The sequence below is a fragment of the Agromyces sp. Y575 genome, assembly GCF_059445445.1.
This window is the reverse complement of record NZ_JCAIUI010000001.1, coordinates 577206-597019: the sequence shown is the minus strand read 5'-3', so window position 1 is coordinate 597019 and position 19814 is coordinate 577206. Positions and strand designations below refer to the sequence as shown.

Below are 19814 nucleotides of genomic sequence, written 5' to 3'. Positions count from 1 at the left end.
GTATACTCGTTCGAATGACTAAACAGACCGGTATACCAGGATTCCTCCTTCTCATTGGTGCATCCGTCGCGTTCGTCCTGGCTTGGAGTTCTGGCTTCGTGATCGCGAAGATCGGCACCGACGCTGCTCCGGCTCTGACAGTCCTGTTCTGGCGATACCTCACCGTCGGGGTCATCCTCCTGATCCTCATCGCCGCGGCGAACGTCCGACGGCGTCCGCTCGTGTTTCCGCCATGGCGCGACATCCGTCCGCACCTCACGATCGGATTCTTCGCACAGTTCGGCTACGTCGTCCCGATCTACCTGGCCGTCGGCGCCGGCGTGTCGTCGGGAACGACCGCGCTCATCGATGCGGTCCAACCTCTTGTCGTGGCGACCCTCGTCGGCCCGCTCCTCGGCCTTCGCGTCCGTGCGCTCCAATGGCTCGGCCTGGTGCTCGGCGCGGTGGGGGTGGCGCTCATCGTGGCGGCCGACGCCTTGGCCGCGGGGTCTCCCACGCCCGCGTACCTCCTCCCGCTCGTCGCACTGGGCAGCCTCGTCACCGCCACGTTCCTTGAGCGGCGCACCTCGGCTCGCCTCTCCGTGTTCGCGACCCTCACCGTGCACTCGTCCGTCACCCTCGTGGCCGTGGCACTCCTCGCCGCCGTCACCGGAACGTTCGCCCCGCCTGCCACAGCCGCGTTCTGGGTCTCGACGCTCGTGATCGCTGTGGTCCCCACACTCCTCGGCTACGCGCTCTACTGGTACCTTCTCCGTCGCCTCGGCATCACCGCGTTGAATGCGCTTCTGTACCTGGTGGCCCCGACTGCCGCGGTCGCCGGCGCGATCCTCTTCGCCGACCCGTTCACGCCGGCGACCCTCGTCGGCCTCGTGCTCGGTGCAGGAGCGGTCGCGCTCGTCATCGCGTCACCGCGGTCGGCGCCGCCGCGCGTGCGTCGACAGATTCCTCGAAGTCCGAGATCAGACCGACAAGTCCGAACGAGGAGCGTATTCGTCGCCAGGTCTGCTCGGAGAGCGCGTCGGAGGTGGCTTGAGCGACGCTCAGGCGAGGCCCCGTCGTGCCAGGAGCGGGGCGATGTCGGGTTCGCGCCCGAGCAGACGCCGGATCGATTCGCGCGGGTCTCGTGAGCCGCCCGGCTCGAGGATCTCCGCCCGGAATCGATCGCCGTTGGCACGCGTCGCACCGCCCTGTTGCTCGAACCACGCCATGATGTCGGCGCCCGGCACCTCGCTCCAGATGTACGAGTAGTACCCGGCGTCGTAGCCGCCGGCGAAGATATGGGCGAAGTAGGTGCTCGAGTAGCGCGGGGGCACGAGCGGGTCGTCGAGGCCCACGGCGGCCAGTGCCTGTCGTTCGAAGGCGGCGACGTCGGTCACCGCGGCGGCGTCGTCGGGGGAGAGACGGTGCCATGCCTGGTCGAGAGCCGCAGCGGCAAGGTACTCGGTCGTCGAGAAGCCCTCGTTGAAGGTGCGCGACGCGAACAGGCGATCGACGAGGGCCTGCGGCATTCGCTCGCCCGTCTCGACGTGCCGGGCGAAGTGCTCGAGCACCTCCGGTCGAAGGAGCCACAACTCGTTGACCTGGCTCGGCAGCTCGACGAAGTCGCGATAGACGTTGGTGCCGGCCGACGAGGGGAACGCGACTCTCGCGAAAAGGCCGTGCAGCGCATGGCCGAACTCGTGGAACAGCGTCTCGGCCTCATCGAAGGTGAGCAGGGTCGGCTCACCGGACGCGGGCCTCGGAACGTTGAGGTTGTTCACGACTACGGGAAGCGTCGCTTCGAGGTCGGACTGCTCGACGAGCGAGCTCATCCAGGCACCGCCGCGCTTGGAGTCGCGCGCGTACGGGTCGATCAGGTACAGGCCGACCGGGCTGTCGTCGTCGTCGAAGACTTCGAAGATCCGGGTGTCGGGGTGGTACGCGACGAGGTCGGTGCGCTCGGCGAAGTGCACTCCGTACAGCAGTGATGCAGCGTGGAAGACGCCCTCGGTGAGCACCCGATCGAACTCGAGATACGGGCGCATCGCCTGCAGGTCGACGTCGAAACGCTCACGTCGCACCGCTTCGGTGTGAATCGCCCAGTCCGACGCCTCGACGCTGCGCCAACCGAGCCGAGCCGCGCGTTCGGTGAGCGCGGCCGCCTCCTGACGGGCGTTCTGTGTTGCGGCCGGCACCAGGCGGGCGAGGAGGTCGGCGACCGCCTCAGGAGTACCGGCCGTCTCGTCGACGGTCACTGCTGACGCGTGGTCCGCGAAGCCGAGCAACCGTGCCCGCGAGGCTCGGATCCGCACGAGTTGGAGCAGCGTCTCGCGGGTGTCGTGGTCGCCGCCGCGACATCCGCGCGACCGTGAAGCGGTGAAGAGCCGATCGCGCACCTCGTCATGAGAGAGCGAGGCGATGGCGGGCTGCGCCGTCGGCAGCACGAGGGTGATGAGCCAGCCTTCGAGACCGCGGGCGACGGCGGCCTCGCGTGCCGCCGAGCGCCGGCTCTCATCGAGGCCCGCGAGCTCGTCGGCCTCGACGATGTGCAGCGCAAGCTCGTTCGTGTCGGCGAGGAGGCGCTGTTGGAAGTCGGTCGTGAGTCGTGAGATCTGCGCATTCAGCGCAGTGAGCTCGGCTCGATCGGCGGGTTCGAGGGCAGCACCCGCGAGGGTGGCTTCGCGGTGGTACCGCTCCAGCAGATACGCGGACTCGGCGTCGAGGCCGAGTTCTTCGAGGGTGGAGTGCAGCTCGACGATCCGGGCGTAGATGCGGGGGTCCAGCCGGATCGCATCGCGGTGCTCCGCGAGAAGCGGAGCGAACTCGGCCTCGATCAGGTCGATTGCGGCATTGCTGTCGGCCGAGCTCGCGTTCTCGAACACGGGAAGCACCCGGCGAAGGAGGGCGCTCGAGCGCTCGAGCGCGGTGATCGTGTTCTCGAACGTGGGCGGTTCGTCATTCATGGCGATCGCCGCGGCCGCTGCGCGCTGCTCGCGCATGCCGCGCTCGATCGCTTCCCGATAGTGCTCTGGGCGAATGAGGGCGAAGAGGGGGAGTCGATAGGGCAGGGGGCTCGGCTCGAGGAACGGGTTCGATGGGTCGCGCATCCATCCACCGTAGTTCGTGTCGCACGATCAGTGAGGAGCATAGGCTCGGGATATGAGCACCGATCGGCCCGAGAACGCCCGACGAGACGAGTACACCCACGGCCACCACTCGAGCGTGCTGCGAACACACTCATGGCGCACCGTGGAGAACTCTGCGGCGTACCTCGTGCCGCACCTGCGTGAGGGCGCGCGAGTGCTGGACGTCGGCAGCGGCCCCGGGACCATCACGATCGATCTCGCCCGTCGAGTGCGGCCCGGCTCCGCCATCGGCATCGACTCGTCGGCCGGCGTCGTCACCCACGCGGCGGGTCTCGCACAGAGCGAGGGCGTCGCCAACGTCGAGTTCAGAGTCGGCGACGCCTACGCGCTCGAGTTCGAAGACGACTCCTTCGACATCGTGCATGCGCACCAGGTCTTGCAGCACCTCGGCCGCCCCATCGAGGCGTTGCGCGAGTTCCGCCGTGTCACGAAGCCAGGTGGCGTCGTCGCGGCACGCGAGGTCGACTACGGCGGTGTGATCTGGAACCCGGTCTCACCGGGCCTCACCCGCTGGCTCGAGCTGTACCATTCGGTGCACGAATGGAACGGCGGCGAGGCCGATGCCGGTCGCCGCCTGAAGAGCTGGGCGCGAGAGGCGGGCTTCACCGACATCGCTGCGACGGGTACGACCTGGGTGTTCGCAACCGAGCTCGAGCGTGAATGGTGGGGCGGGTCGTGGGCAGAACGCGCGACCGAGTCGCAGTTCGCGGCGCACGCGATCGAATCTGGTCATTCGAATCCCGAGGAGCTGCGTCGCATCGCCGACGCGTGGCGCGCATGGGCGGCCGACGAAGACGGCTGGCTGCTCATGCCGCACGGCGAGATCATCGCGCACGCGTAGCGAGCCCGACGGTGGAAGTCGTCGGCCCGCTACCAATCCTCGTCGGCGTCGTTCGCATCGATGATCGTCTCGCGCACCACGGTGCCATCGTCGAGCTCGGCGATCGGTCGACCCTCGAGCCAGGTGAGCGTCCAGTGACGATTCGCGCCGTCACCAGTGAAGGCTGTCTCGGCGGCCGCGATGCGCTCGCGAAGCTCAGCGGGCACGGATGCCGGCGGAACGGTGCCGAACGCCCAGCGAGTGCCGAGTCGCATCACGCATCCATCTCGTAGGTCACCCAGCTGGTGCGCTTGGCGAGCTGATCGTAGAGGCGTTGCGATTCCGCGTTGTCATCTGCAGTGATCCAGCTGACCCCGCCGTGGCCGATCTCTGCTGAACGAGCGTGCACGAACTCGATGAGCGCCTTCCCGATGCCCGAACCGCGTGCACCTTCGTCGACGTACAGGTCATCGAGGTACATGCCGCGGGTCGCGGTCAACGTATGGGGCACGGCCCGGAAGTGGGCGAGCCCGATGGGCCGGCCCTCGTCATCGACGGCCAGTGCAGCGGTGAGCGGCTCGGCCTCGTCACGGATCCAATTCCAGACGATCAGCGCCTTGGCGTCGTCGAGTTCGGTTTCGTAGAAGCGGCAGTACGTCTCGAACAACGGCAGCCATCCGAAGAAGTCGTCGTCACCGGCCGCCCGTATTTCGTAACTCATGGTTCCCCCTATTCCGACGGCGCCTCGAAGACGACGTCGCGGACTTCGAACGTCTCAGCTTCGACGAAGCTGAGCTCCGCGATGCGCCCCACCGCACGCAGATCTGATTCGACCGACTCCAGCAGCGGGATCGTCGCTGCCGACGCCGCGATCGCGGCGCTCGCGACCGGCGTCTTCTGCGACGCCTTCGCATCGGTCTTGGCGCGCCGGATGCCGGTCAGCGCGAGGCTCGCGAGCTCGAGCAGTTCGACGCCCGCCTCTCCACGCGCGGCGAGGTCTTCGACGGTCGGCCACTGTGCCACGTGCACGGAGCCGTCGTGCGACCAGCGCCAGGCCTCTTCGGTCGCGAACGGAATGACCGGGGCGAACAGGCGAAGCAGCACATCGAGCGCGGTCTTCAGCGCGGCGACCGCTGAGGCCTGCTCGGGGCTCGCCGCACCGTACGCGCGCTCTTTCACGAGCTCGAGGTAGTCGTCGCAGAACGTCCAGAAGAAGGTCTCTGCGAGCTCGAGGGCGCGCGCGTGGTCGTAGGCGTCGAGGGCGCGGGTGGCGCGGTCGACGACGCCGGCGAGCTCGGCGAGCATGCTGCGATCGACCGGCACGGTCACTGGGGCATCCGCTCGCCCGTCGAAGGTGAGGATGAACTTCGCCGCGTTCAACACCTTGATCGCGAGGCGTCGGCCGATCTTCACCTGCGTGGGGTTCTGCGGGTCGAAGGCGGCGTCGGTGCCGAGACGCGACGAGGCCGCCCAGTAGCGCACCGCATCGGAGCCGTGCTGCTCGAGGAGGCCGGCAGGGGTGACGACGTTGCCCTTGGACTTGGACATCTTCTTGCGGTCGGGATCGACGATGAAGCCCGAGATCGAGGCGTTTGACCACGGCGCGACACCGTGCTCGAGCTCAGCGCGCAATGTCGTCGAGAAGAGCCAGGTGCGGATGATGTCTTGACCCTGCGGGCGGAGCGAGTAGGGGAAGACGAGCTCGAACAGCTCGGGGTCGCGCTCCCAGCCGCCGGCGAGTTGCGGGGTGAGCGAGGAGGTCGCCCACGTGTCCATGACGTCGTGCTCGCCGATGAAGCCGCCCGCGGCGCCGCGCTGGGCTTCGTCGAAGCCGGGTGCCGCCGCCGATGAGGGGTCGACGGGAAGCATCTCGCGCGTGGCGACGATCGGCTCGTCGAAGCGGGGGTCGCCCGCATCGTCGAGCGGGTACCACACGGGGATCGGCACGCCGAAGAAGCGCTGGCGGGAGACGAGCCAGTCGCCCGAGAGCCCGCCCACCCAGTTCTCGTAGCGCACACGCATGAAGTCTGGGTGCCAGTCGATCTCACGGCCGTGGGTGAGCAACCGCTCGCGCAGCGCTTCGTCGCGAGCGCCGTTCCTGATGTACCACTGACGGGTCGAGACGATCTCGAGCGGCTTGTCGCCTTTCTCGAAGAACTTCACCGGATGGGTGATCGCCTTCGGGTCGGCGAGCAGGTCGCCCGAGTCGCGAAGGAGCTGCACGACCGCCTGCTTGGCCGAGAACGTCGTCTTGCCCGCGAGCTCGGCATACGCGGCGAGGCCGGCCTCGGAGGTGATGACTTCGGGGGCATCTGCGATGACCCGGCCGTCGAAGCCGATGATCGCGCGGTTCGGGAGGTCGAGTTCGCGCCACCACACGACGTCGGTGATGTCACCGAAGGTGCAGATCATCGCGATGCCGGTGCCCTTGTCTTTCTGCGCGAGGTGGTGCGCGAGCACGGGTACCTCGACGCCGAAGACGGGGCTCGTGACCGTGGTGCCGAAGAGCGGCTGGTAGCGCTCGTCGTCGGGGTGCGCGACGAGGGCGACGCACGCGGGGATGAGTTCGGGACGGCTCGTCTCGATGTCGACGGTGCCGCCGCCGGGCTTGTGGAACGAGACGCGGTGGTAGTGGCCCGGCTGCTCGCGGTCTTCGAGCTCGGCCTGGGCGACGGCGGTGCGGAATGTGACGTCCCACAGGGTCGGTGCAAGCGCTTGGTACGCCTCGCCCCGCTCGATGTTGCGAATGAACGCCAGCTGCGAAGCGAACAACGACTCATCGCCGATGGTGCGGTAGGTCTGGGTCCAGTCGACCGAGAGGCCGAGCTGGCGCCAGAGGGCTTCGAACTGCTGCTCGTCTTCGACGGTCAGGCGTTCGCAGAGCTCGATGAAGTTGCGGCGGCTGATCGGCACCTGATCGGCGGCCTTCGTCGACTTGCCTTCGCCGCCCTCGAACGGCGGCGCGAAGCCGTCGATGTAGGGGAGCGTCGGGTCGCAGCGCACACCGTAGTAGTTCTGCACGCGGCGCTCGGTCGGCAGTCCGTTGTCGTCCCAGCCCATGGGGTAGAAGACGCTCATGCCGCGCATGCGCTGATACCGCGCCACGACGTCGGTGTGGGTGTACGAGAACACATGGCCGATGTGGAGCGAGCCGGAGGCCGTCGGCGGGGGAGTGTCGATCGAGTAGATGCACTCGCGGGTGGCCGATTCGCGATCGAACCGGTAGGTGCCCTCGCGCTCCCAAGCGCCTCCCCAGGCCGATTCGAGGCCTTCGAGAGCGGGCTTGTCGGGAATGCGCGGGGTGTCGGTCATGATGCTCCGGTTCGATGTATGCGGCACCGTGTCTGTGGTGAGGTGCCTGAATGTGCGACGATCCAGCCTACCCGAGAGCGAACTGCATGCCGGCTGGCGAGTGCACCGAGCCTCGGCCGGGCGGCTCAGTACGCGAGTCGCGGCGAATCGGCAACCAGTTGGGCGGTGTACGGATGCTCCGGCCGGGCGAAGACCCGCTCGGATTCGCCGGTCTCGACGATTCGGCCGGCGCGCATCACCGCGACCCGATCGGCCATATGGCGCACGACGCTGAGATCGTGGGAGATGAAGAGGAGCGCGAGGCCTCGCCCCTGCTGGAGTTCGTCGAGCAGGTCGAGGATCTGCGCCTGGATCGTCACGTCGAGCGCCGAGACGGGCTCATCGCAGATCAGCAGCTCGGGTGACGCGGCGAGCGCCCGGGCGATCGAGACCCGCTGCCGCTGGCCGCCTGAGAGGGTCAGAGGCTTTCGCCCGGCGACGGATGCCGCGAGCCCGACCTGATCGAGCAGCGTCGCGACGTCGAGGCCGGTTGCGGCGTCGCGAGCGTCACGTGCCGCATCGGTGAGGATGCGGCCGACGGTCCATCTCGGATCGAACGAGCTGAGGGCGTCCTGGTAGATCGCGCCGATGCGGTGGCGCGAGGCTCGCCGTTGCCGTTCTCCGAGCGCTGACCACTCCTCGCCGTCGAGGTGCACCGCGCCGCTGTCGGGCGCCGTGAGAGCGAGCGCGAGCCGCGCGACCGTCGTCTTGCCCGAGCCGGATTCGCCGACGAGGCCGAGCGTCTCGCCCCTGTGGAGCGAGAGCGACACGTCGTCGACCGCGGCGAAGCGGCCGCCCGGGATCGCAAAGGTCTTGGTGACGTGCGCGAGCGAGAGCAGCGGAGGTGCTGCGGAGGGTGGCGTCGCGGGCATCGCCGCCGCGGCCGCCGGCGGAACACGGCTCGGTGCTGCGTAGCCGATCGGCGCAGGCAGGGCCGGCAGCGTCGACAAGCGGGCACCGCGCGGGGTGCCCGACGGCACCGCCGCGATGAGCGCCTTCGTGTACGCCTGCCGGGGTGTCTCCAATACCTCGCGGGCCGTTCCCTGCTCGATGATCTCGCCCTCGCGCATGACGAGGATGCGGTCGGCCAGCTGCCCGACGACCGCGAGATCATGGCTGATGAGGAGCACACCCGTGCCGCGGGCGCGGATATCGGCGATGAGCGCGAGGATGCGCGCCTGTACGGTGACGTCGAGCGCGGTCGTCGGTTCGTCGGCGATGAGGAGCGGCGGGTCGAGTGCGATCGCGGCCGCGATGAGCGCCCGCTGGCGGAGGCCGCCGGACAGCTCGCCTGAGCGCCGGCCGGCGGCGAGCGCCGGGTCGGGCATGCCGACGTCGGCGAGGAGCTCGAGCACCCGCGCGCGGCGCGCAGCTGGCGGCATCCGTTCGTGGATGCGGAGGGGATCCTCGATCTCGCGACCGACGGGGCGGAGCGGGTCGAGCGAGACGAGCGCGTCCTGCAGGATGAGCCCGGCGAGGCGGCCGCGGACGCGGCGCCATTCGTGCTCGGTCGCCGCGCCCAGCTCCTGCCCGGCGATACGCAGTCTCTGCGATGAGACGAGAGATCGGGGGCCGGCCAGGCCGAGCAGGGCTCGAGCCGTCACCGACTTGCCCGAGCCCGACTCGCCGACGATCGCGACGCATTCGCCGGGCGAAATCGTGAAGCTCACGCCATGCACGACTTCGCTCGGGCCGAAGCCGACGCTGAGGCCTGCGACATCGAGCACGGGCACGGGTGCATCCGTCACTATTCGTTCCTCCCGCGTCGGGTGAGTGCCCGGCCGAGCACGGTCGTCGCGATGGTCGTGGCGACGATCATGAGCCCGGGGAAGACAGTCATCCACCAGGCGGTCGCGAGATAGGTGCGACCCGCGGCCAGCATGGCGCCCCATTCGGCAGCGGGCGGCTGCGCGCCCAGGCCGAGGTAGCTGAGCGCCGCCGCCCAGACGATCGCCTGGCCGATACCGAGGGTTGCGAGCACGAAGAGTGGGATGAGTGCGTTCGGCAGCACATGCCGACCGAGGATGCGCGCAGGGGAACGACCCAGCACCCGCGCCGCCTCGACGTACTGCGAGGAGCGGATCGAGACGAGCTGGCCGCGGATGATCCGCGCGTAGCCGGGCGCCGTCGAGAGGCCGACGGCCACGGTCGCGGTCACCGGCCCCGGCCCGTACACGACGATCACGAGGAGCGCGAGGAGCAGCCCGGGGAAGGCGAAGAGCACCTCGACGAGCCGGTTGACGCTGAAATCGAGGATGCGACCACCGAAGCTCGCCACCACGCCGAGTACGAGCCCGAGCACGAGCCCGATGAGGGTCGCCGCGACGCCGATGAGCAAAGACGTGCCGGTGCCGGCGACGATTCGACTGTAGATGTCGCGCCCGGACTCGTCGGTGCCGAACCAGTGGGCGAGCGACGGTGCCTGGAAGGCGTCGGCTGCCGCGATCTGATTGGGATCCTGCGTGGCGATGAGGGCAGGCGCGCAGGTCGCGGCGACGAGGAAGAGTACGAACGCGGCCGAGAGCAGCGTTCCGGCGCGTGGCATCCGACCGCGTCGCCTCAGCGGCAGGTGATCGGCGGATGCTTCGACCGTCGTCTGTCGCAGTTCGAGCTCGCTCATCGCCCGGCCTCCTGTCGAAGTCTGGGGTCGGCGATGCGCGACGCGACATCGGTGAGCACGGTCATGAGCACGTAGACGACCGCGACGAGGAGCACCACACCGGTCACCACGGGGATGTCGCGGAGCGTCACGGCCTGCAACAGGGTGCGACCGAGCCCCGGCATCGCGAAGATCGTCTCGACGACGACGGCCCCCGAGAGCAGCCAGCCGAGCGCCCAGCCCGAGAGGCTGATCGCCGGCAGCGCCGCATGACGCACGGTGTGGCGCAACCGAACGCCGAGCGCGCTCTCGCCGCGAGCGCGCGCCGAGACCACGAACGGCTGTTGCATCGCGTCGAGGAGGCTCTCGCGCATGACCTGGGCGAGGAACCCCGCGAGCGGGATCGCGAGCGTCACGACCGGCAGCACGAGCCCGGCCGGTGTGCCGGTGGCAACAGGCGGCAGCCAGCCGAGCGCGGTGCTGAAGACCGCGATGAGCACGGCCGCGAGCCAGAAGTGCGGCAATGCGGCAGCGGTGATCTCGACGCCCTCGCCGACCGCGGAGGCGACTCGCCCGCGCCCTGTCGACCAGAGTGCGAGGCCGAGGGCCAAGAACCACGCGAGCACCAGGGCAAGGAACGCGAGGAGGAGCGTGCCGCCGATCTGCGCACCGAGGAGCTCGGCGACGGGCAGCTTGAGGGCGTAGGAGATGCCGAGGTCGCCCGTGATGAGCCGGCCGAGCATCGCGAGGTATTGCACGATGAGCGGCTGGTCGAGCCCGTAGTCACGGCGCACCTGGTCGAGTGCCTCCTGCGAGGCCTGGGACCCCGGCCCGCCGAGGATCGCCTGTGCCGGATCGCCGGGGATCAGCCGGATGGCGAAGAAGGTGAGCGTGGAGACGGCCCACAGCACGAACACCGCGCCGGCCATCAGGAGGCCGGCGCGGCGAAGCGTCACGCCGTGAGCGGCGCGACGAGAGTCAGCCCGCGAGCCAGGCGTCATAGAAGCTCGGCGTCGAGACGGTGGGCATCGCACGTGCGCCGTGCACCGAGTTGCTCACCAGGAAGCTGTTCTGCTGGTCGTACAACGGGAGCAGGTAGTACCCGCCGAGGATGCGCTGCTGTGCCTGCTCGTAGAGCCCGGCGCGGGCATCGGCCTCGTTCGTCGTCGCAGCCTCGGAGAGCAGGGCGTCGACCTCGGGGTCGTCGAGCTGGGCGAGGTTCGCGAAATAGCCGCTCGGCGCAGGCGTGATGCTGTCGGAGTGGTAGAGGATGCGCAGCACGTCGGGGCCGACCTTGGTGTACGGAGCGCTCACGATCTCGTACTCGTTCGCGGCCAGGGCGCCGTACCAGCCCGAGAGGTCGAGGAGCGAGATGACGACGTCGAATCCTGCCGCTTTCGCCGTGGCCTGCACCTGCTCGAACAGCGACTGTTCTGCCGGCACCGACTGGTTGGTACTCACCGGGAAGCGAAGGGTGAGTCGAGTGCCGTCCTTCACACGGTAACCGTCGGCGTCGCGTTCGCTCCAACCGGCCTCGTCGAGCAGCGCGTTCGCCTCGTCGAGGTCGGGCTGGAAGAGCGAGTCGTCTGAGTACGCGACGGCCTCGACGGAGGAGAGCGGTGAATACGAGCGCTCGGCGGTGCCGAAGAAGAGCGAATCGATGCCCTCGTCGACCTCGACGGCGCGGATGAACGCCTCGCGCACGCGCTCGTCATCGAACGGCGCCTGGCCCGAGTTGAGCTCGATGCGGTTCGCCGCACCGGGTCGGGGTGCGTCGAGCCAGGTGAGCGAGTCGTTCGACTCGGCCGCCGCGATCGTGTCGGGCTGCGGGTTGTCGATGACGTCGACCTGACCGGCCTGCAGCGCTGCATACCGCGACGCCGAGTCGGGCACGAAGCGCCAGTCGATCGCGTCGAGGTACGCCACGCCGTCGTGTGCCGCGTCGGCGGGCGGCGAGGTGTACTCGTCGTTGCGCACGAGTGAGACGTGATCCTGCTTGACCCATTCCTCGATGACGAACGGCCCGGTGCCGATCGGCGCCTGGCAGTTCTCGTCCGTTCCGCGGGCGAGGCCGGCGGGCGACTGGATCGCGAGCCACGGCTGGCTGAGCGACTCGAGCAGCGCGCTGTCGGGCGAGCTCAACACGAATCGCGCGACCTGGTCGCTGACGACCTCGACGCGGTCGACCTTGCCGAGTGCGAGGTAGCCCGTCGAGGACTGGGTCGCGGGGTCTTTCAGGTGCTCCATGTTGACCTTCACGGCCTCGGCATCGAGGGGTGTCCCATCGGTGAAGGCGACGTCGTCGCGAAGGGTGAAGTCCCACGAGAGGCCGTCGTCCGTCGCCTCCCACGACTCGGCGAGCCAGGGGATGATCTCGCCCGAGCCGTCACGGGAGACGAGCGATTCCAGGAACTGTCCCGCGAGGAGCGCCTGCGGGTAGTTGCCGCCGACGTGCGGGTCGAGGCAGGTCGGTTCGGCGTCGCCGCTCGCGTAGGCGAGGGTGCCGCCAGAGACCGGGTCACCGGATGCCTCGGGCGCCGGTGCCTGACACCCGGCGAGCATGATCGTCGACACGAGGGCGACGCCGAGGAGTCCGAACCTGCGAGCGTTCGAGGTGGTGGTCATTGGTGCAGCACGCATCGAGGTCCTTGCAATGGGGGAGTGAGGCGGGCTCTCATCAGCGCGGGCCCGCATTCATCCTGACACTGCGGCACCGCCGCGACAAGGAAGTTGTTCGAGTTCAGCTAGAACAATAGACTGTGAATGTGTTGATTCGACTCGATCCGACTCTCGACGCTCCTCTCTTCGAACAACTCGCCTCTGGCATCCGGGCCTCGATCATCGACGGGCGACTCTCGGGCGGCGAGCGCCTCCCCGCCGCTCGCGACCTCGCCGCATCGCTCGAGCTCAACGTGCACACGGTGCTGCGGGCGTACCACCGCCTGCGCGACGAGCATCTCATCGAGCTCCACCGCGGCCGCGGTGCCGTCGTCGCAGTGCGCATCGGCGGCCATGCCGCGCTCGCCGGCGCCGTGTACGACCTCGTCGACGAAGCGAAGAACCACGATCTGCCCGAGGCGGCCCTTCTCGCCCTGATCCGCGAGGCCTACCGCTCCGCGCCGCAGGCATCGGGCGTGCTTCGCCCCATGCCGACGCGGTAGTCTTGACGACAACGACACCGATCCGGCCATCACCGGGGAGTCTTCGGAAGAACACGAACAGATGCCTCGCGGCATCCGCTCACCAGTAGAACCGAACGGGGCGGCCCGTCACAGCCGGCAACGAGGGGTGGATTGTTCCCTGAGCCTGTCGAAGGGCCCGATCCACAAGCGAGGTGGTACCGCGGCGGCGCTCGATCGAGCATCGGCGTCCTCGCGAGAGCATCCGTCCCCGCAAGGAGCGAGCGTGTACCCCCGTACCCCAGACGACCACGGTGTCGCCGCCTCACCAGACTTCCCCGCCGTCGAGCGTGACGTGCTCGCCTTCTGGAAGGCCGACGGCACGTTCCAGGCCTCGATCGACCAGCGCGAGGGTGCACCCGAGTGGGTGTTCTACGACGGCCCGCCGTTCGCCAACGGCCTGCCCCATTACGGGCACCTGCTGACCGGGTACGCGAAAGACCTCTTCCCGCGCTTCCAGACGATGCGGGGCAAGCAGGTGCACCGCCGCTTCGGCTGGGACACCCACGGGCTGCCCGCCGAACTCGAGGCCGAACGCCAGCTCGGCATCGTCGACAAGAGCGAGATCGAGGAGATGGGCATCGCGGCCTTCAACCAGGCCGCGAAAGACGCCGTGCTCCGCTATACGAAGGAGTGGCAGGAGTACGTCACCCGACAGGCGCGGTGGGTCGATTTCGAGCACGACTACAAGACGCTCGACGTGACGTTCATGGAGAGCGTCATCTGGGCGTTCAAGACCCTGCACGACAAGGGCCTCGCCTACGAGGGCTACCGGGTGCTGCCGTACTGCTGGCGCGACCAGACCCCGCTCTCGAATCACGAGCTGCGCATGGACGACGACGTCTACAAGATGCGCCAAGACCAGACGGTCACCGTCACGTTCCCGCTCATCGGGCTGAAGGCGGAGTCGCTCGGGCTCACTGCCGTGCGCGCCCTCGCGTGGACGACGACGCCGTGGACGCTTCCGACGAACTTCGCACTCGCCGTCGGGCCCGACATCGAGTACGCGGTCGTGCCCGCCGGGCCGAACGGCACGCCCGACGCGACCGTGCTGCGCGAAAGTGCCGGCATGGCCTCTTCGACAGGCTCAGGGAACGAGACCGGGAACGAGACCGGGGGCGACACCGAAGTGCTCGGCGGCGAATATCTCATCGCCATCGATCTCGTGGGCAACTACGCGAAAGACCTCGGCTACGACTCCGCCGACGAGGCGCGCGCCGCGGTCTCGCGCACCGTGCGCGGCGCCGAGCTCGAGGGGGTCGACTACGACCGGCTCTTCGACTACTACGCCGACGTCGAGGAGTACGGGCTTCAGAACGCGTGGCGCATCCTCGTCGCCGACTACGTCACGACCGAAGACGGCACGGGTATCGTGCACCAGGCTCCCGCGTACGGCGAGGAGGACCAGAAGATCTCAGAGGCCGCCGGCATCCCGGTCGTCATCTCACTCGACGAGGGCGGCAAGTTCCTGCCGGCGGTGACGGATGTCGCGGGGCTGCTGTGGAGCGACGCGAACAAGCCGCTCACCCAGCTCCTCAAGGCCGAGGGGCGCCTGCTCCGTCAGGCGAGCTACGAGCACTCGTACCCGCACTGCTGGCGCTGCCGCAACCCGCTGATCTACAAGGCCGTCTCGAGCTGGTTCATCCGCGTGCCCGAGTTCCGCGACCGCATGGGCGAGCTCAATCAAGACGTCAACTGGGTGCCCGACAACGTGAAAGACGGGCAGTTCGGCAAGTGGGTCGCCGGCGCCCGCGACTGGTCGATCAGCCGCAACCGCTACTGGGGCTCGCCGATCCCGGTCTGGAAGAGCGACGACCCCGAGTACCCGCGCATCGACGTCTACGGTTCACTCGAAGAACTCGAGCGCGACTTCGGGCGGTTGCCCCGCAACCCCGACGGTGAACCCGACCTGCACCGCCCCTACATCGACGATCTCGTGCGCCCGAACCCCGACGACCCCTCCGGTCGCTCGATGATGCGTCGCATCCCCGACATCTTCGACGTGTGGTTCGACTCGGGTTCGATGCCATTCGCCCAGGTGCACTACCCGTTCGAGAACCAGGAGTGGTTCGACAGCCACAACCCCGCCGACTTCATCGTCGAGTACATCGGCCAGACGCGCGGCTGGTTCTACGTCATGCATGTGCTGTCGACGGCGCTGTTCGATCGGCGCGCATTCTCGAACGTCGTGAGCCACGGCATCGTGCTCGGCAGCGACGGGCAGAAGATGTCGAAGTCGTTGCGCAACTACCCGGATGTCTCAGAGGTCTTCGAGCGCGACGGTTCCGACGCGATGCGCTGGTTCCTGATGTCGAGCTCGGTGCTCCGCGGTGGCAACCTCATCGTCACCGAAGAGGGCATCCGCGAAGGCGTGCGCCAGTTCATGCTGCCGCTCTGGAGCACGTGGTACTTCTTCTCGCTGTACGCGAACTCGGCGCACCCTTCGACAGGTTCAGGGGACGGGGGCTACGAGGCATCCGCGCGCACGGACTCGACCGACGTGCTCGACCGGTACCTGCTCGCCAAGCTCGGCGAGCTCGTGACCGCGGTCACCACCGACTTCGAAGAGTTCGACTCGCCGCTCGCTGCGGCGAAGCTCCGCGACTTCGGCGACGTGTTGACCAACTGGTACGTGCGTCGCTCGCGCGACCGCTTCTGGGCAGGGGTCGATGCCGACCCTTCGGACGGGCTCAGGGACCGAAGCACTGAGGCGTTCGACACCCTCTACACGGTGCTCGAAACGCTCACGCGCCTCGCAGCGCCGCTGCTGCCGCTCATCTCCGACCGGATCTGGCGAGGCCTCACGGGCGGTCGCAGCGTGCACCTCGCCGACTGGCCCGACGCCGCGGGGTTCCCGGTCGACCACGAGCTCGTCGCCGCGATGGACGCCGTACGGGAGATCAGCTCGGCGGCACTCTCGCTGCGCAAGCAGTCAGGGCGTCGCGTGCGACTTCCGCTCGCGCGCCTCACGGTCGTTGCGACGGATGCCGCGGTGCTCGCGCCGTTCGAGTCCATCCTGCGCGACGAACTCAACGTGAAGGCCGTCGACCTCGTCACCCTCGACGGGTCGAGCGCCGAGACGTTCGGCGTCACCAAGCGCCTCACCGTCAACGCGCGCGCAGCGGGGCCGCGCCTCGGCAAGACCGTGCAGCAGGCGATCCAGGCCGCTCGCACGGGCGACTGGAGCGTCGACGGCGAGTCGGTCGTCGCGGGCGGGATCCCACTCGAGCCGGGGGAGTACGAGCTCGTGCTCGAGGCGGGCGGAGCCGGCACCGGGTCGAGCGCACTCGCGCTGCTCGCCGACGGCGGCTTCGTGATCCTCGACACGGCGACGACTCCCGAGCTCGAGGCCGAGGGCCTCGCACGCGACATCGTGCGCGTCGTGCAGGAGTCGCGCAAGGCGGCCGGTCTCGACGTCGGCGACCGCATCCGGCTCGAGCTCACTCTCGACGCGGCCGGTGCTGCCGCAGCCGAGACGCACCGCGAGCTGATCGCGGGGGAGACGCTCGCGACCGAACTGGCAGTGGTCGCCGGCGAACCCGGCGATGAAGCGCGAACCGTGGGCGAATCCTCTCGCCTGACCGTAAAGGTGGCGAAGGCATGACCGACGAGCTCGACTTCACCGAGGCGGCTGACGCCGTCTACCGGAGCCTCCTCGATCGGGTGGGCGAAGCCACCCCCGAGCCTCGCCTCAGCGCCACCCGACGCGCGGTCGAGATGCTCGGCGACCCGCACCGGGCGGCACCGGTCATCCACATCACCGGCACCAACGGCAAGACCTCGACCAGCCGCATGGTCGAATCGATACTGCGTGCCGGTGGCCTTCGTACCGGCCTCATGACGAGTCCGCACCTCGAGCGCTTCACCGAACGCATCCTCATCGACGGCGAGCCGATCACCGACGAGGCGATCGCCCGCAACTGGGAGGAGATCGCGCCGTTCATCCTCCTCGTCGACACCGAACTCGATGCCACCGGCGAACCGCGGCTCACCTTCTTCGAAGCGCTGACCGTGCTCGCGTTCGCGTGCTTCGCCGACGCCCCCGTCGACGTCGTCGTGCTCGAAGTCGGCATGGGCGGCGAATGGGACTCGACCAACGTCGCCGACGGCCAGGTGGCGGTCTTCACGCCGATCGCCCTCGATCACGAATCGGCGCTCGGTACGACCATCGAGCAGATCGCCCGCACCAAAGCGGGCATCATCAAGCGCGCCGCAGCAGTCGTCACAGCTTTCCAGACACCCGAAGCGCTCACCGTGCTGCGCGACAAGACCGCCGAGCTCGACGGCACCTTCGCCGTCGAGGGCGGCGCCTTCGCTGTGCTCGACTCGCGGGTCGCAGTCGGCGGTCAGCTCATCTCTGTGAAGGGGCTCGCGGGGGAGTACCGTGACCTCGCCCTGCCGCTCTTCGGGCGCCACCAGGCCGAGAACGCCGCCGTCGCGATCGCCGCCGTCGAATCGTTCCTCGGCGCCGGCACGATGCGCCTGGCCGACGAGGTGCTGCAGCAGGGCCTCGGCCTGACGACCTCGCCCGGGCGCCTTCAGATGGTCGGTACCGAGCCCCCCGTGCTCGTCGACGCCGCGCACAACCCGCACGGCGCTGCTTCCCTGACCGCCGCGCTCGAGGAGTACTTCGATTTCGAGGAGGTCGTCTTCGTGCTCGGCGTGCTCGCTGGAAAGGACGTCGACGGCATCGTCACCGCCCTCTCGCCGGGTGGGGCTCGCTTCATCGTCACCGCGCCGGCATCCGAGCGCGCGATCGGTGCAGACGAGCTCGCGGCATCCGTCGCCCGCGTCGTCGGCGCAGATCGCGTCGACCTCGTTGCGCGGCTCGACGATGCACTCGACGAGGCGCGAAACTGGGCGGCTGCGGCGCCGAAGCGCGCGGTCGTCGTCGCAGGGTCGATCGTGCTCGTCGGCGAGGCGATCGGCATCGCCTCGGATCGTGGATGGGGGCGAGCATGAGCGACCCGATGTCATCGCAGGAGCCCGCGCCCGAGAGTGACTCCGACCGTGTGCGTGACGGTGCTGCGGGTACCGCGCCAAGCGCCGGCGCGCGCTCGGTGCGTCAGACCCTCGCCACCATCGTGCTCGCCTTCGAAGTCATCGTCGTCTTCCTCGCGGCCCTCGTCATCTGGGGCCTCGCCCAGGGCGAAGGCGAAGGCGCACTGCCGTCATGGGTCGCCCTCGTGGCCGGCGGTGTCATCATCATCGGACTGATCGCGACGATCGGGCTCCTTCGATACCAGTGGGCCTATCTGCTCGGCTGGGTCATCCAGGTGCTCATCCTCGCGGCAGGCTTCCTCAACCCTGCGATGTTCGTCGTGGGCGCGCTCTTCGGCGGCATGTGGTGGTACTGCATGGTCGCCGGCGCACGAATCGACCGAGAACGAGCGGCCGCGGCCGCTCAATGGAAGGAACAGGAATGACCACTCCGATCGAAGAGACCCTCGTGCTCGTCAAGCCCGATGGCGTCGCCCGCAATCTCACCGGCGAGATCCTCCGGCGTATCGAGGCGAAGGGCTACTCGCTCGTCGACATCCGGCTGGTGCAGGCCGACCGCGAGCTGCTCGCCCACCACTACGCCGAACACGAGGGCAAGCCGTTCTACGAGCCGCTCATCGAGTTCATGGAGTCCGGTCCCATCGTCGCGATGCGCGTCGCCGGCAACCGCGTGATCGAGGGCTTCCGGGTGCTCGCGGGCACGACCGACCCCACGACTGCGGCCCCCGGCACGATCCGGGGCGACTACGGCCGCGACTGGGGCCTGAAGGTGCAGCAGAACCTCGTGCACGGCTCCGACTCGGTCGAATCCGCCGAGCGCGAGCTCGCTCTCTGGTTCTGAGCTTCGAGTTCGATGAACGGATGTCGCGGCCACCGGCTCACCCGGTGGCCGCGACCGTTCCGGCTCAGCGGAACAGGTTCTGCAGGTCGATCATGACCCGAGGGATCGCGTTCATATGCGCCTGCGCGAGCAGCACGACCACTGCGTAGCAGACCACGGTGATGAGCGGGACCCAGGCGAGCCAGGTACCGGCGAGACGGCAAATACGTGCCGATGCCGGAATATGACCTTCGCGCAGGTTGTAGAGCGTGAGAGCCCAGAAAGTCGGAATCGTGACCGCCCACGTGAGCATGCACCACGGGCAGAGCACATCGAGCACGTAGATGCTCTGGAAGATGAGCCACCCCACGAAGACGAGCGCCCCGGCGACGCCGATGTTGAAGAGCACCCAGAACCAGCGGGCGAACGTTGCACCGGCGAGGATCGCCACCCCGACCGTGATCAGCACGGGCCAGGCCATGAGGCCGATGAATGGGTTCGGGAAGCCGAACACCCCGCCCTGCCACGATTCGAGGTTCGTGCCGCAACCGACGAGCACGCCGACATTGCACGCTGGCACGTGGGCGGGATCGGCCAGCGTGAGCACCTTCTCGACCGAGAGTTCGAACGCAGCATAGAGGCCGAGAGCGCCTGCGATGATGAAGAAGATCGCGAGGGCGACGGGTCGGGAACGTCGGGAGGAGTCCGGCATGCTCGGATTATGGCATGCCGATTCCGCCCTCAGCTGCGAGAGCATGCGATAATCGAATGAGTCGTCCGGGCCGCGCCCGACACGACGCCAATGAGGGCTTGAGGATGCAGCGCATCCGAGTAGGCGGTGAACGCACCGCGAGACGTGGCGACAAGGCAACCTGCCGGTCGCAGTTATGAAGGATTCAGCGGCTCAGCGCGAAGCGCG

Annotated in this window: 16 protein-coding genes; 7 read left to right on the top strand and 9 right to left on the bottom strand. The window is 68.5% G+C overall.

Annotated elements, in window-relative coordinates:
* Positions 1–14 precede the first annotated feature (14 nt).
* Positions 15–1127 carry a DMT family transporter gene (locus tag AC1C2U_RS02910; RefSeq protein WP_495360218.1) on the top strand — a complete coding sequence of 371 codons (1113 nt, stop codon included), beginning with the start codon at positions 15–17 and terminating at the stop codon, positions 1125–1127.
* Here the strand turns inward: AC1C2U_RS02910 and AC1C2U_RS02905 are convergent.
* Positions 1041–3086, bottom strand: coding sequence for a M3 family metallopeptidase (locus tag AC1C2U_RS02905; RefSeq protein WP_495360217.1), 2046 nt, complete (start codon positions 3084–3086; stop codon positions 1041–1043). The two genes, AC1C2U_RS02910 and AC1C2U_RS02905, sit on opposite strands and share 87 nt — an antisense overlap.
* Positions 3087–3138: 52 nt before the next feature.
* Between AC1C2U_RS02905 and AC1C2U_RS02900 the strand changes: the two genes are divergently transcribed.
* Positions 3139–3966: a methyltransferase domain-containing protein gene (locus AC1C2U_RS02900; protein WP_495360216.1), complete on the top strand. Its 828-nt coding sequence runs from the start codon at positions 3139–3141 to the stop codon at positions 3964–3966.
* Between the two features lie 29 nt (positions 3967–3995).
* Here the strand turns inward: AC1C2U_RS02900 and AC1C2U_RS02895 are convergent, their stop codons facing one another.
* The 7 genes from AC1C2U_RS02895 to AC1C2U_RS02865 all read right to left on the bottom strand — a co-directional run bounded on the left by AC1C2U_RS02895 (position 3996) and on the right by AC1C2U_RS02865 (position 12520).
* Positions 3996–4220, bottom strand: a complete 225-nt coding sequence (locus tag AC1C2U_RS02895) for a hypothetical protein (RefSeq protein WP_495353882.1) — start codon at positions 4218–4220, stop codon at positions 3996–3998.
* Positions 4220–4666 (bottom strand): GNAT family N-acetyltransferase, encoded by a 447-nt coding sequence (locus tag AC1C2U_RS02890; RefSeq protein ID WP_495360215.1) that lies wholly within the window; start codon positions 4664–4666, stop codon positions 4220–4222. The genes AC1C2U_RS02895 and AC1C2U_RS02890 overlap by 1 nt, the downstream gene beginning before the upstream one ends.
* A gap of 8 nt (positions 4667–4674) precedes the next feature.
* Positions 4675–7257 carry a valine--tRNA ligase gene (valS, locus tag AC1C2U_RS02885; protein ID WP_495360214.1) on the bottom strand — a complete coding sequence of 861 codons (2583 nt, stop codon included), beginning with the start codon at positions 7255–7257 and terminating at the stop codon, positions 4675–4677.
* Between the two features lie 125 nt (positions 7258–7382).
* Entirely contained in the window at positions 7383–9044 is a 1662-nt protein-coding gene (locus AC1C2U_RS02880; protein WP_495360213.1) for a dipeptide ABC transporter ATP-binding protein, read from the bottom strand.
* Positions 9044–9916: an ABC transporter permease gene (locus tag AC1C2U_RS02875; RefSeq protein WP_495360212.1), complete on the bottom strand. Its 873-nt coding sequence runs from the start codon at positions 9914–9916 to the stop codon at positions 9044–9046. Before AC1C2U_RS02875 ends, AC1C2U_RS02880 begins: the two co-directional genes overlap by 1 nt.
* Positions 9913–10851, bottom strand: a complete 939-nt coding sequence (locus tag AC1C2U_RS02870; RefSeq protein ID WP_495360211.1) for an ABC transporter permease — start codon at positions 10849–10851, stop codon at positions 9913–9915. The genes AC1C2U_RS02875 and AC1C2U_RS02870 overlap by 4 nt, the downstream gene beginning before the upstream one ends.
* A gap of 22 nt (positions 10852–10873) precedes the next feature.
* Positions 10874–12520, bottom strand: a complete 1647-nt coding sequence (locus tag AC1C2U_RS02865) for an ABC transporter substrate-binding protein (protein WP_495360210.1) — start codon at positions 12518–12520, stop codon at positions 10874–10876.
* 140 nt (positions 12521–12660) lie between these two features.
* On the opposite strand from AC1C2U_RS02865, the gene AC1C2U_RS02860 reads away from it, so the two are divergent.
* The 5 genes from AC1C2U_RS02860 (at position 12661) to ndk (ending at position 18916) form a co-directional block, all read left to right on the top strand.
* Positions 12661–13056, top strand: coding sequence for a GntR family transcriptional regulator (locus AC1C2U_RS02860; RefSeq protein WP_495360209.1), 396 nt, complete (start codon positions 12661–12663; stop codon positions 13054–13056).
* A gap of 244 nt (positions 13057–13300) precedes the next feature.
* Complete coding sequence (locus AC1C2U_RS02855; RefSeq protein ID WP_495360208.1) at positions 13301–16678, top strand: isoleucine--tRNA ligase; 3378 nt, start codon at positions 13301–13303, stop codon at positions 16676–16678.
* Positions 16675–18036: a bifunctional folylpolyglutamate synthase/dihydrofolate synthase gene (locus tag AC1C2U_RS02850; RefSeq protein ID WP_495360207.1), complete on the top strand. Its 1362-nt coding sequence runs from the start codon at positions 16675–16677 to the stop codon at positions 18034–18036. Before AC1C2U_RS02855 ends, AC1C2U_RS02850 begins: the two co-directional genes overlap by 4 nt.
* Complete coding sequence (locus AC1C2U_RS02845; RefSeq protein ID WP_495360206.1) at positions 18033–18500, top strand: DUF4233 domain-containing protein; 468 nt, start codon at positions 18033–18035, stop codon at positions 18498–18500. The genes AC1C2U_RS02850 and AC1C2U_RS02845 overlap by 4 nt, the downstream gene beginning before the upstream one ends.
* Positions 18497–18916, top strand: coding sequence for a nucleoside-diphosphate kinase (ndk, locus tag AC1C2U_RS02840; RefSeq protein ID WP_495360205.1), 420 nt, complete (start codon positions 18497–18499; stop codon positions 18914–18916). The genes AC1C2U_RS02845 and ndk overlap by 4 nt, the downstream gene beginning before the upstream one ends.
* Positions 18917–18980: 64 nt before the next feature.
* On the opposite strand, the gene AC1C2U_RS02835 is transcribed toward ndk, so the two are convergent.
* On the bottom strand, positions 18981–19607 hold the full coding sequence (locus AC1C2U_RS02835; protein ID WP_495360204.1) for a vitamin K epoxide reductase family protein: 627 nt from the start codon (positions 19605–19607) through the stop codon (positions 18981–18983).
* Positions 19608–19814: the final 207 nt, after the last annotated feature.